The organism is Kitasatospora sp. NPDC127035, from assembly GCF_042726075.1.
In the GTDB taxonomy this organism is placed as follows: Bacteria; Actinomycetota; Actinomycetes; order Streptomycetales; family Streptomycetaceae; genus Kitasatospora.
This window is the reverse complement of the sequence record NZ_JBHXDN010000018.1, coordinates 102,577-115,954: the sequence shown is the minus strand read 5'-3', so window position 1 is coordinate 115,954 and position 13,378 is coordinate 102,577. Positions and strand designations below refer to the sequence as shown.

Here is a 13,378-nt window from a genome sequence, read left to right as displayed (position 1 = left end):
CGCGCTTGCGCCGCCCTGCTCCCCCGGCCGCGGGGTGGGGCGGTGGGGGGTGTGGCCGTTGTTCTTTGTGGTGGGGGGGGGGGGGGCCGCCGGCCCCCCACCTCAGGTACGGCTCTCAGTAGCCGAGTTGGGCTGCGGTGAGCACGAGGGGGCCGATGACCGTCTTACCGGCTGCGTTGATCCAGGTGGCGGTCAGCTTCGCCTGCGTGGCGGTGCTGGTGTCGGCCTCCAGCTTGAGGAAGGTACGGGGCTCGGCGACCTTGTCCACGAGACCGACAGGAGGGGTGCCCACGTGGTGCACGTCGGCGGCCGTCTTGTCGTGCAGCGGGCTGACGACGAACTCCCACAGGTCATAACCGACGTTCGGGTCCCCGTGGTTCTTCAGGGTGCGGGAGACGTGGATGTCCCCGCTGAGCAGGACGCAGCCCTTGATGTTGTTGTCCCTGATGTGCTTGAACAACTCGGCCCGCTCGGCCTGGTAGGTGAACCAGTCGTCGCTCTCGGGGCCGGCCTTGTCGTACCAGGTCATTCCCGAAGCGAGGAGCTTGAACTTGGCGGTGCTCGCCTTCAGCTTCCCGAACAGCCAGTCCTTCTGGACGCTCCCCATGCAGACCCGCGGGTTCGAACCCGAGTTGGAGAACCACCGCGGGTCGATGAGGAACACCTCGACCGGGCCGCGCCGGAAGGACGTGTAGATGCCCTCACCGGGACCCCGGCCGGTCACCGCCTGGGTCCCGTTGGTGGCGTGGCCGAAGGAGGCGTTGGCGCGGTAGTCGACGAACACCTGGCGGAACAGGTCCTTCTTCACGAAGGTGCCGTCGGAGCCGTTGGCGCCGTAGTCGTGGTCGTCCCACGTCCCCCAGACCGGCATCGACCTGACCAGGTTGTCGATTCCGGGCGCGGCCAGGAACTCCCGGTGGGTCCTGCGCGCCTTGGTCAGGACCTCGGTGTCCGTGGGGGGAGTGCCGCCCTTGAAGCTGAGCCCCCGGTCGGCGTACGGGGTGTCGCCGAGCATGACGAAGCCCTCACACTGGCTGTCCAAGATCTGCTTCCACACGGGGTTCGAGATGCTGTGTGCGCAGGAGCCCACGCCCAGGATGACCTTGGTGGCCGCGGACGACACCGGTGCGGTCCTGAACTTCCCGGTCAGCGGGACGGAAGGGGCGTCGGGGGTCGTACAGGTGATGGTGAAGGTGTAGTCCGTGTCCGGCGTCAGGCCCGTCACGTCGAACAGGACGGTCTCGTCGTTGTCGGGCATGATGGTCCGGTCGGCGGGTTGGTTCACGGCCCCGCCGCTCACCTGGCAGCTCCAGATCGGGTAGGCCACCCGGTTCACACCCGGCCGTGCCCAGATCCGTGCCGTGGTCTCGCTCACGTCGCCGACGAGCGGACCGGCCTTGGGCGACGGGGTGGTGGACACGCCGGGCGCGCTCGAAGCCCGCACCTTCTGCACGTACCCCGTCAGGGCGTTGAAGAAGGTGTGACTGTCCTCGATGGCGGCGGCGGACTCGACCGGCGTGGTGCCGTCCGCCGCGTAGCACTTGTCGATGGTGAGGCTGGAGACCAGGTACCTGCCCTTCTCGTGCCTGCCCTCCACCAGGGCCGCCGGGAAGCCCGTCGTTCCCGGCACGCAGGACAGGAGCACGCGCATCTCGGCCCAGGCCCCCAGCGACTCCCAACTGGTCCAGAGCTTCTTCTCGTATCCCCCGTCGCTGCGCCGGGTCCGGCGGCCGGTGAGCACCTGGCCACTGGTGGCCGCTGCCGTGGACACCGCCAGAGGCTTCACCAGCGGATGGTTGGTGTCCACCGGGTAGATCGTGTTGGAGTCGTAGTCGGTGCGCACCGCGTGCATCGGGACCGCGTCGTACTGGTAGTCGAAGACCGGCAGGTAGGGAACGCCGACACCGGGCCGGTCGGGCTGGGCGAGGTCGAGGACCACTCCGCCGGCCTTGACGAAGGCCTGCAGCGACGCACGCTGACCCGTCTCGAAGGTGGAGTACGAGGGCAGGGTGCCGGCGAAGCTGCCGAAGGCGACCAGGGCCACCTCCTGCACACCGCTCGCGTTCGCCGCGGCCGCCGCGTTCGCCGCGGACAGCGTGGACGGCGCGGCCTGGTAGCGCACCCCCTGGTTCGGGTTCAGGGTGATCACGGCGAAACCGGCGTTCTCCAGCAGCGTCTTCAGCCCGCGGGCGTTGGTCTCCGCATCAGGTTCGTCCAGAACCGCCGCCACCAGCCCCGACCAGGGGTTGGCGTGCGCCTCCGCGGTGGCGGCGGTCATGGTGGTACCGGCGGTGGCCATCACCGCGCCGGCGCCCAGCAGCTGTACGACCCTCCGGCGGCTGATCTCGGAGGGAGTGCGGGAAGAGTCGTCCATGGTCTTCTCCTGAGGGGGTGTGTCAACCGGTGCCGTCGAACCACGGCCCCGGCAAGGGCGTGGTCGAGCGGGGTGGGGTGGGTACGGGAGACCCGATCGGTGGGGTCGACGGTGCGTGTCGCGCGGGGCGGCCGTCGGCGCCGGGGTGGGGGCGTCACGGGTCGGCCGGACGAGGGTCTGCAGCCGCTCGGGTGGCCGGTGCCGTTCAGGCAAGAACCGGCGAAACCGGGCGGGGCGACTGAGTCGAACTACAGCGCCAGCGAAACCGCGCTGTCAATACTCACGCACCGGATATCCGTGCGCGGAATCGGGGACGGGGACTCTCTTCAAGATCCCGGGGAAGGGCGCGAGCGGCGGGTCACCGCTCCGGCCCCTCGGTCCGGTCCGGATCGATTCCTCCCGGCGGCCGGGGTGTTCCCCGGGAATCCGCGACGGGTCGTCGAGCGGCCGGGATCCACCGGTCGCCGGCCACCGCGATCGCCCAGGGACCGAACCGACGGGGTGAAGTGCCGCCGCGTTCAGAGGAATTGGGGCCGGTGCCGCGCTCCGGCCGACCGGCGACCTCCGGCGGCCCCGGAGCCTCCTGAACGTCCCGACACCTCCCGCGCCGACCTTCCCGACCGGGCGTCAGGCATCATCCCGGCCGATCCGGCCAGGGTGTTACCGAGCGGAAATCCGCACGACACGATCCGGACTTCTCACGCCGACACCGGGCACGGAGCGCCCCCATACGATTCCGCTATCCACCCCATCACCATTTCGGGCCTTGCCACCGCCCTCCCCCTCACCAACCATCGGATCCCGCGCTCCCGGGACGGGGCGTAGCGCGATGCCGTCGCCCCGGGCCCGGGCCGCCGTTCTCGTCGGGACGGGACGCAGGTGCGCTCCGCCCGCGCGGCGGCGGCACTGCACACCACCCTCAGGACCACCCGGAGGCAGGGCCGCCATGACCGTCACCCGTCCGCACCCCGAACACGTCCGCCCCGCACCGGACCGTGACCGCGCCACCACCACGGCGCGGGGCACACCCGCCGAACAGCTCGGCGCCCTTCCCCGCGCACCGGGACAGGAGACCGCGCGACGGCGTCCCGCCTCCGGGACGAGTGTCGTCGCCCTGGACGTCGGCGCGCGCTACATCAACGGGACCGTGATGACCGGCGACGGCCGGGTGAGGGAGTCCGAGCGCTGGTACACCCGGCCGCACCGGGGCCCGGACGCCGTGCTCGACACCCTGCTCGGCTGCGCGAGCGACCTCGCCGCGCTCGCCAACCGCCGGGGAATGCCGGTGGTGGCGGCCGGCCTCGTGGTCGGCGGATCCGTCGACCGGATCACGGGCGTCGCCACGGTGCCCCGACTGGGCTGGGCGGGCACGCCGTTGCGCTGCTGGCTGGAGGAGCACCTCGACGTGCCCGTCGCCCTCGGACACGCGGGGCACGCCGGTGCCGTCGCCGAGGGGAGGCTCGGAGCCGGTCGCGGGTGCGACGCGTTCGTGTTCGTGGCATCGGGCGACCCGGTCCTGGCCGCGGTGCTGCGCGGAGGGCAATCAGCGGGGTCAGCGGCCTTCGCCCCGGGCGGGGACTCGCCGGACGACCGGACGGTGACGCTGCGGAGCGCGGACAGCAGGGCGCTCGCCGAGATGATCCTGGCCGCCGAGGTGGAGCGGGTGGTCGTCGGCGGACCGCTGCCGGCGGCGGACACGGCCCTGCGGCAGGAGATCGGCTCCGTCCTCCGGAGGAACAACCGGCGCGGTCCGCGCCCGGAGGTGGTCGTGGGACGGGTGGGCGGCAGGGCGGCCTGTCTGGGAGCCGCCATGTTGGCCCAGGAGCTGGCCGGGAGCCGCTGACGGCGCTCCCCTCCCTCCCCCGCCCCGTTGCCACACCGGGCACCGCGCACCGGGCTGATCCGTGCCTTCACCGGATCGTTGCCAAAGGGTTCTCCAAGGCCGACTCAAGCTGCCGTAAAGCAGCGGTCCGCACTTATGACCCGGATAACCGGATCGGGGGTTCCTCCCGATCCGCCACGCCACCACCCTTGCGTTACCAACAGATACGCGCCACGTAAACGACACGCTAAGGAGCCCCCCGTGACCACCGGGAATTTCACCGTCAACGGCAGGACGTACGCCAGGCCCGCAAACCCGGTCGTCGTCATCTGCATCGACGGCAGCGAGCCGGACTACCACATCGAGGCGATGGCGGCCGGTCGGATGCCCTGGCTGAGCAAGGTCCTCGAAGACGAGGGGACCTCGTGGCCGGCGCACTGCGCGATGCCCGCCCTCACCAACCCCAACAACGTGTCCATCGCCACCGGCCGGCCGCCGGCCGTGCACGGCATCAGCGGGAACTACATCTTCGACACCGGGCTCGGTGAAGAAGTCCTGATGAACGACAAGCGGTTCCTGCGCGCGCCCACCCTCCTGGCGGCGGCGAACGAGGCCGGACTGGACGTCGTCGTGGTCACCGCGAAGGACAAGCTGCGCCGGCTGCTCGGCGCCGGTCTCGTCGAGGAGGGCCCCTCGCTCGACGGGTCCGGCGAGTTCGTCCCGCCCTCGCGCCGGGGCATCTGCTTCTCCGCCGAGAAGGCCGATCTGGCCACCGTCGAGGAGAACGGAATCGGCGACGTTCTCGACCTGGTCGGAAAGCCGCTCCCGACCGTATACTCGGCCGACCTCAGCGAGTTCGCTCTCGCCGCCGGCGTGAGAATTCTCGAAACCCGCGGCGCTGACCTGATGTACCTGTCGCTGACGGACTACATCCAGCACAAGAACGCGCCGGGTACCGAGGCCGCCAACGACCTCTACGAGAAGATCGACCACTACGCGGGTCGGCTGGCCGAACTCGGTGCGACCGTCGTGCTCACCGCCGACCACGGCATGAGCGCCAAGACCGACGCCCAGGGCCGCGCCCAGGTCGTCTTCGTCGAGGAGGAGGTCCGACGCATCCTCGGCGTCCCCGCGGACGCCGAGGCCGAGGGTCTGCGGGTCATCCTGCCCATCACGGACCCGTACACGGTGCACCACGGCGCGCTCGGTTCCTTCGCGAGCGTGTACCTCCCCGAGGGCGCCGACCGCGACGCCACGATCGGCGCCCTGCGCGCCATCGGGGGCATCCAGGAGGTGCACGGCCGCGAGGAGGCGGCCGCGCGCTTCGCGCAGCCCGCCGACCGCATCGGCGACATCGTGGTCCTCGCCGAAGCCGGCACCGCCCTCGGCCGCTTCCCCGCCTGGCACGACCTCAGCGGGCTGGACGCCCCGCTGCGCTCCCACGGGGCACTGGGCGAGCTCCAGATCCCGTTCCTGATCAACCGTCGACTCCCGGAGCCCGAACCGCTCGACGAGCCGTACGGCGACCCCGCCGTCATCCACAACTACGACGCCTTCTGGGTGGCCACCACACTCGTCGCCCAGCAGGAGAGCGGTACCGCTCACGCGCACTGACAGGCCGCGGCCGCCCCTTCGGGGGGCGGCCGTGGTACCGGCGGCAGCCGCCGCCTCGACCTCGCGCCGCCTGCCATGCGGCGCTCCCCGGCCCCCACCCAGATCGGTCGAGAACCATGTCGAACGCCGAGAACACCAGATCGGACACCAAAGGTCCGAGACCCGGCACCCCCACCCTCGAACTCGTGAGCGAGGGCAAGTACAACAAGCTCAAGTGGCGCATGCTCCTGGCCGCGATGTTCTGCTACTTCTTCTTCTACACCGGCCGGCAGACCTTCGGCTTCGCCATCCCCGGCATCCAGGCCGACCTCGGTCTGAGCAAGGCCGCACTGGGCGGCATCAGCGGCATCCTGCTCTGGTCCTACGCCGCCGGCCAGATGATCAACGGCAACCTCGCCGACAAGTTCGGCGGCCGGCGCATGATGACCGCCGGCGCCATCCTGTCCACCATCCTCAACTGGTGCACGAGCTTCTCCGTCGGCTCCAGGTCGCTCAGCTTCCTGTGGGGCGCCAACGGGTTCGCGCAGTCCCTCGGCTGGCCCTCCGGCGGCCGGGTCATCTCCAACTGGTGGGGCCCGCGCGAGCGGGGCAAGAGCTTCGGCTTCTACACCTTCGCCGCCGGCATGGCCTCCGTCCTCGCCTTCGTCACCTCCACCATCGTCGTCGACACCCTCAAGCTCGACTGGCAGTGGATCTTCCGGGTCCCGGTCCTGCTGATGCTCGTCGGCGGCATCACCTTCTACTTCGTCGCCCGTGAGAACCCCAAGCAGGCCGGCATCAAGCCCCCCGCCTCCGTCACCGAGGCCGACGAGGAGGACGACCGGGCCGACGCCGCCGCGTACGCCGGCGAGACCTCCTTCCAGCGCTACAAGACCGTGCTGCGCAACCCCAAGATCTGGTCCACCGGCATCGCCATCGGGTTCCAGAACACCGCCCGCTACGGCCTGCTGATCTGGGTCCCGGTCTACTTCCTCGGCGAGAACTGGAAGAAGGGCGGCGGCGGCATCAGCCCGCTGTGGATCTCGGTCGCGCTGCCCGTCGGCATGGCGGTCGGCGCGCTCACCAACGGCCAGATCTCCGACCGGCTCTTCGGAGCCCGCCGGGACCGCCCGATCATCCTCTTCATGGTCCTGGGCGCCGCCGCCTCCATGACGATGTACCTCGCGCCGCTGAACGTCACCACCGGCATCGTGGTCCTCTTCCTCACCGGCTTCTTCGTCTACGGCCCGCAGTCCTCGTTCTGGGCGCTCTGCCCCGACATCGCCGGCAAGCGGATGGCCGGCACCGCGGTCGGCGCTGTCAACTGCTTCGCCTACCTCTTCGCCGGGACCGCAGAGCCCTTCATCGGCGGCCTGATGGACAGCACCGGCAACACCAGTCTCATCTTCCTCTTCGTGGCCGGGTGCTGCGGGTGCAGCGCGCTCACCGCCCTCACGATCCGACGCTAGGCGGAACCGGACATGACGCACCCCAGTACCGTGAACTCCGTACCCCGCGCCTCACTCCCGCCGACCGCGGCCGTCTGGTCCGGACCCGAGAAGGGGTTCAGCGTGGAACAGCAGCCCCTCCCCCGGCTCCTGCCCGGCGAGGTCCTGGTCCGCATCGAACTGGCCACCGTGTGCGGCAGCGACCTGCACACCATCGCCGGCCACCGGCCCACCCCGCTGCCGACCGTCCTGGGGCACGAGGCCGTCGGCGTCGTCGAGGCCGTCGGCGGCTCCCCCGTCCTCGCCGACGGCCGGCCCGTCGCCCCCGGCCAGCGGGTCACCTGGACGATCGGCACCTCCTGCGGCACCTGTCGGCGCTGCACCCGCGGCGTCCCGCAGAAGTGCGAGAGCGTCCGCAAGTACGGCCACGAGGCCATCACCGACCACTGGCGGTACAACGGCGGTCTCGCCACCCACTGCCACCTGGTCGCGGGCACCGGCCTGGTCGCCGTCCCCGACGAACTGCCCGCCGCGGTCGCCGCACCCGCGAACTGCGCCACCGCCACCGTCGTGTGCGCGGCCCGGCGCACCGAACTCACGGCCGGCGACAACGTGCTCGTGATCGGTTGCGGCATGCTCGGCCTCACCGCCATCGCCTACGCCCTCGACCGCGGCGCCCGCAACGTCATCGCCTGCGACGTCGACGCGGGCCGGCGGCACCTTGCACTGGAGTTCGGGGCCGGTGTCGCCTGCTCCCCGGGCGCGCTGGAAACAGCGGTCAAGGAGTTCGGCGCGGACGTCGTCTTCGAACTGTCCGGCCACCACGCGGCCGTCCAGTCCGCCCTGGACCTCGTCGGGCTGGACGGCCGCGTGGCCCTCGTCGGCTCCGTGTCCCCCGGCCCACAGGTGGCCTTCGAACCCAACACCTTCGTCCGCAACCTCACCCGTGTCGTCGGCAGCCACAACTACACGGTCGAGGACCTCACCGAGTCCGTCGACTTCCTCGTCCGCACCCCGGTGCAGGACCGGTTCGCCCGGCTCGTCCCCGACTCCTTCCCCCTCACGGACATCGACGCGGCCGTCGCCGCGGCCCGCACCGGGGCAGCCCCCCGGATCGCCGTCCACATGGGCTGACCACCCCCTCGCTGCCGGGTCGACGCCCCTGGCCCCTCATCAGGGCCGTCGGCCCGGCGTCCAACCGCACGGCCGCCCGTCCGACCGCACGGGCCACCTCCCTGCTCCCTCTTCCTGTCACGGAGTCCGCCATGTCGAATCCGCACCCCGAGCACCTGCTCAACCACATCGCCGGCCGCTGGTCGCCCTCGATCACGGGGCAGGTGCGACCGAACCTGAATCCGGCGGACACCTCCGACGTGATCGGCGAGTTCACGGAGTCCGGAGCCGGTGACGCCACCGCCGCCGTCACCGCGGCGGCCACCGCCCAGCGGGACTGGGACGCGGTCGGGCCGATCGAACGCGCCAAGCTGCTCAAGGCCGCGGCCGCCCTGATCACCGAGCGCTCCGAGCTGTTCGCCGAGGCGATCACCAGGGAGCAGGGCAAGCGCCTGTCCGAGGGCCGGGGCGAGGTGGCGCGCTCGCTGACCATCCTGGACTTCACCATCGGCGAGGCCCGCCGCATCAACGGCGTCACCACCCCGGCCGAGGAGCCGCGCACCCTCGCCATGACGTTCCGGCGCCCGCTCGGCGTGGTCGGACTCATCACCCCGTGGAACTTCCCGGTCGCCATCCCGATGTGGAAGGTGGCGCCCGCCCTGATCGCCGGCTGCACGGCCGTCCTGAAGCCCTCGCCGCTGACCCCCTGGACCTCGGCGCTGCTGGTGCAGGCGTTCGTCGACGCCGGGCTGCCCGCCGGCGTCCTCAACCTCGTCCAGGGCGACCGCGACCCCGGCGAGGCCCTGGTCTCCGACCCGCGCGTCGCCGGCATCTCCTTCACCGGCTCCCTGCCGGTCGGACAGGCCATCAACCGGGCCGGCGCGGGCCGGCTGATGCGCGCCCAGCTCGAACTGGGCGGCAAGAACGCGCTCATCGTGCTCGCCGACGCCGACCTCGACGCGGCCGCGGACGCCGTCATCCACGGCGCGTTCGGCCAGAGCGGCCAGCGGTGCAGCGCCACCAGCCGCGTCATCGTGGACCGCGCCGTCCGCGACGCGCTGCTGGAGCGCCTCGTCCCGCGCGTGTCCGCCATGCGGATCGGGCGCGGTGACCAGGACTGGGCGGACATCGGGCCGGTGGTCAACGAGGAGCGCCTGCAGGCCTGTCTGACCGCGGTGCGCACCGCCGTCGAGGCCGGCGCCACGCTGGCCTGCGGCGGCAAGGAAGCGGCCCTGGACACCCCCGGCTACTTCATGGAGCCCACCGTCCTGACCGACGTGGCCTGGGACAGCGAGATCGCCCAGGAGGAGGTCTTCGGCCCCGTCCTGTCCGTCATCGAGTGCGACGGCTACGAGGACGCCATGCGCATCTCCAACTCGGTGAAGTACGGGATGTCCGGCACCGTCTTCACCCAGAACCCGTCCCTGATGTTCCAGGCCCTCCAGGACTTCCAGGCGGGCATGCTGCACGTCAACCGCCCGGGTGTCGGCGCGTACTCCCACCTGCCGCACATGGGGGCGAAGGCCTCGCAGCTCGGCGCCCCGGAGTGCTCCCCGGACGTGTGGGACTTCTACACCGACCTGCGCTCCGCCTGCATCCGGTACTGACGCCCCGCCCGGCCCCGCCGACCCCGCCGACCCCGCCGACCCCTCCGGCCCCGCCCGCCCCGACCTGTCCCGCCCGTCACCCGGGCCACTCGGAGACGGCTCCGACCAGCGCCACGAACGCCTCCTCCGGCGGCGTGAGCGCCCGGTCGGCCCGCCGTACCAGGGACACCGTCCGGACGGGCGGGGCCGGCACGACGGTCAGCGCCGCGAGCATCCCCGCCTCCGTCTCCTGGCGGATGACGTGCTCGGAGACGACCGCCAGGCCGAGCCCCCGGGAGACGGCCTGCTTCAGGGTGTCCGTCCCCCACATGTCCCACTGCTCGGCGCGCTCCAGCCCCCACGTCCGCAACGCGGACTCCTGGAGCCGACGGGTGGCGGAGCCCGCCTCGCGCATCAGGAACCGCTGGTCGGCCAGGTCGGCGGGGGTCAGGGCCCGGCCGATGAGGGGTGAACCCGGCTCCGCCACCAGCACCATGGCCTCCTCGAACATGCCCTGGGCGACGAGCTGTTCGTCCCGCGGCGTGCCGGCGCACAGCCCCAGCGCGACCTCGCCCCGCAGCAGCCACGACTCGACCGTCTCCTCGTTCCCCACCCTGATCTGGCAGGAGACCTTCGGGGCCCGCAGGGCGAACTCGGAGAGCAGCAGCGGCAGGAGGTAGGTGCCCAGGGTCGTCGTCCCCGCCAGCACCAGCCGGCCGGCGCCCAGGCCCCGGTGCTCGGCGACGGCGAGTTCCAGTTCGTCCATGATCCCGAAGATCCGCCGGGCGTGCTCGACCACGATCTCCCCGGCCGGCGTGGGGCGGGCGCCCTGGCTGGTGCGGTGGACGAGCTGGGCGCCGAGGGACCGCTCCAGGTTGCGGATGTGGTTCGACACGGCCGGCTGGCTGGTGAACAGCGACTTCGCCGCCCCGGAGAAGCCCCCGGACTCGATCACCTTCGTGAGTACTTCCAGCTGGATCAGGGTCACCATGCGCCGTACCTCCGTTGCACGCGGTCCTCGGCCCCGAGTACCGGCCCGGGGTGGAGTGGACCGGAAGGGGAATCCGCGTCCGCCCATGGAACGCGGACTCCGGCGTCGACGCAAGGCCTGACCGACCGCCCGTGACGGAGTTTGGTCAGTGGGATGTTACCGGTATCAATTTTACTGTCAATGGTTATGCCAACATTAGCTACAACAGCCATGATGTCCGCTCAGATCGTTGATACCGGTCACATTCGTGTGTTGACTGTAGGGGTCCGGCCGCGGCGGCACCGCCCGCCCCGCCGGCCCACCCCCGTTCCGCACACCTTCTCCTGGGAGTGACGAGTGTCACAGCTTTCCCCCTCATCGACACCGAACCCGGCAACCGGGCCCGCAGCCGTGCCGGGAGCCGCATCCTGGGGCTCGGTGCCCCGACTCGCGTTCGGCGGTGACTACAACCCGGACCAGTGGGACCGGGACGTGTGGCGTGAGGACATCCGGCTGATGCAGCGGGCCGGCGTGAACCTCGTGTCGCTCGGCATCTTCTCGTGGTCGTGGATCGAGCCCGACCAGGACCGCTTCGACTTCTCCGGGATGGACGAGGTGATCGCCCTCCTGCACGAGGGCGGTGTGTCGGTCGACCTCGCCACCCCCTCGGCCTCGCCCCCGCCGTGGTTCTCCGAGGAGTACCCCGACGCCCAGTTCGTCGACCACCTCGGCCGGAGCCTGGGCCACGGCTCGCGCCAGGGGTTCTGCCCGTCCTCACCGGACTACCGGCGCCGTGCCGGCGTCGTCGCCGACCGGCTCGCCCGCCGCTACGGCGAGCACCCCGCCGTGGTGATGTGGCACGTCGGCAACGAGATCGGCGGCTACAACACGCACTGCCACTGCCCCACCAGCGCCGAGGCGTTCCGCAGCTGGCTGCGCGCCCGCCACGGCGACCTCGACGGCCTCAACCGGGCCTGGGGAACGGCCTTCTGGAGTCAGCGCTACAGCGCCTGGTCGCAGGTCCGGATACCCGGCGCCACGCCGGGCCGCACCAACCCCGCCCAGCAACTGGACTACTACCGCTTCGCCTCGGACGAGGTGCTGGCCTGCTACCGGACGGAACGTGACATCCTCCACCTCCACTCACCGGGACGGCCGGTGACCACCAACTTCATGGCCGGGTCGTTCAAGTGGGCCGACTACTGCGCCTGGGGAACGGAGGTCGACCTCGTCACCAACGACCACTACCTGGTCGCCGCCGACCCCGAGGCCCACACCGGGCTCGCCTTCAGCGCCGACCTCTCCCGGGGGATCGCCGCGGGCCGGCCCTGGTTGCTGATGGAGCACTCGACCTCGGCCGTCCAGTGGCAGCCGCGGAACACCGCGAAGCGCCCCGGCGAGATGCTGCGCAACAGCCTCGCGCACATCGCCCGCGGTTCGGACGGGGCCTGCTTCTTCCAGTGGCGCCAGTCCGACTCCGGTGTGGAGAAGTGGCACTCCGCGATGGTCCCGCAGGGCGGTGAGTCCACCCGGATCTGGCAGGAGGTCGTCCGGCTGGGCGCGGTGCTCCGCAGGATCGGCGAGGTCGCGGGCTCCACGGTGACGGGCGAGGTCGCGATGCTGTGGGACTACGAGAACTACTGGGCCCTCGAAATGGGCGGCCGGCCGAGCGTCGACCTGGAGTACGCCACAGAGGCCGAGGCATGGCACCGCGCGGTCTGGCAACAGGGCGTGGTGTGCGACGTGATCCCCTCCGACGTCTCCGCCGACGTGCTGTCCCGGTACCGGCTCGTGCTGCTCCCCAGCCACTACCTGGCCACCCCCGGGACGGTCCGGGCGCTCACCGCGTACGTGCACGGCGGCGGCCACCTGCTGGTCGGTCCGTTCTCCGGACTCGTCGACCGCGACGACCGCCTCCACCCCGGCCCCCACCCGGGCGCCCTGCGGGACCTGCTCGGGCTGACCGTCGACGAGTTCCTGCCGTTGCGGGAAGGCGCCGCCCTGACCCTCGACAACGGACTGACCGGGCGGATCTGGGCGGAGGCCGTCCACCCGGACGGCGCCGTCGTCGACGCCCGGTTCGCCGACGGCCCCGCGGCGGGCGGGCCGGCCCTGCTGCGCCACAGCGCGGGCGCCGGCCTCGCGCGCTACGCCGCCACCCGCTTCGACGACTCCTCGCTGCGGGCGCTGATCGCGGGCGCGCTGGACGAGGCGGGCGTGGGCAGTACGGCGCCGGGCGCCGGCGACGGGGTGGAGGTCGTCCGCCGCACGGCGGAGGACGGGCGCAGCTGGCTGTTCGTCCTCAACCACACCGACGACACGGTCGAGGTCGCGTGCGGCGGGGTCGAGCTCCTCTCGAACACGACGATCACGGGCCGCCTGACCGTCGGGGCGGGCGACGTCGCCGTCGTCCGGGAGCAGGGCTCCCCGGACGCCGGCTGACACAAGTGGTGCCGCGCCCCAGCGCCGGGC

Annotated in this window: 8 protein-coding genes; 6 read left to right on the top strand and 2 right to left on the bottom strand. The window is 71.6% G+C overall.

The genetic code is table 11. The annotated features are described in order from the left end of the window. Positions 1-115: 115 nt before the first annotated feature. On the bottom strand, positions 116-2,374 hold the full coding sequence (locus ACFWIC_RS15530; protein ID WP_380518875.1) for an alkaline phosphatase D family protein: 2,259 nt from the start codon (positions 2,372-2,374) through the stop codon (positions 116-118). A 946-nt stretch (positions 2,375-3,320) separates the two neighbouring features. Between ACFWIC_RS15530 and ACFWIC_RS15525 the strand changes: the two genes are divergently transcribed. The 5 genes from ACFWIC_RS15525 (at position 3,321) to ACFWIC_RS15505 (ending at position 9,957) form a co-directional block, all read left to right on the top strand. Beyond that, positions 3,321-4,217: an ROK family protein gene (locus ACFWIC_RS15525; protein ID WP_380518872.1), complete on the top strand. Its 897-nt coding sequence runs from the start codon at positions 3,321-3,323 to the stop codon at positions 4,215-4,217. Between the two features lie 240 nt (positions 4,218-4,457). Continuing rightward, positions 4,458-5,810: a phosphonoacetate hydrolase gene (gene phnA / locus ACFWIC_RS15520; RefSeq protein WP_380518869.1), complete on the top strand. Its 1,353-nt coding sequence runs from the start codon at positions 4,458-4,460 to the stop codon at positions 5,808-5,810. Between the two features lie 185 nt (positions 5,811-5,995). Next, positions 5,996-7,258, top strand: a complete 1,263-nt coding sequence (locus ACFWIC_RS15515) for an MFS transporter (RefSeq protein ID WP_380518866.1) — start codon at positions 5,996-5,998, stop codon at positions 7,256-7,258. 102 nt (positions 7,259-7,360) lie between these two features. Then, positions 7,361-8,371, top strand: coding sequence for a zinc-binding dehydrogenase (locus ACFWIC_RS15510; protein WP_380518863.1), 1,011 nt, complete (start codon positions 7,361-7,363; stop codon positions 8,369-8,371). A gap of 131 nt (positions 8,372-8,502) precedes the next feature. Continuing rightward, complete coding sequence (locus ACFWIC_RS15505) at positions 8,503-9,957, top strand: aldehyde dehydrogenase family protein (protein ID WP_380518860.1); 1,455 nt, start codon at positions 8,503-8,505, stop codon at positions 9,955-9,957. A 76-nt stretch (positions 9,958-10,033) separates the two neighbouring features. On the opposite strand, the gene ACFWIC_RS15500 is transcribed toward ACFWIC_RS15505, so the two are convergent. Further along, on the bottom strand, positions 10,034-10,927 hold the full coding sequence (locus tag ACFWIC_RS15500) for a LysR substrate-binding domain-containing protein (RefSeq protein ID WP_380364249.1): 894 nt from the start codon (positions 10,925-10,927) through the stop codon (positions 10,034-10,036). 417 nt (positions 10,928-11,344) lie between these two features. Here ACFWIC_RS15500 and ACFWIC_RS15495 point away from each other — a divergent pair, with 417 nt between their 5' ends. Further along, positions 11,345-13,348, top strand: coding sequence for a beta-galactosidase (locus ACFWIC_RS15495; RefSeq protein ID WP_380518857.1), 2,004 nt, complete (start codon positions 11,345-11,347; stop codon positions 13,346-13,348). Positions 13,349-13,378 lie beyond the last annotated feature (30 nt).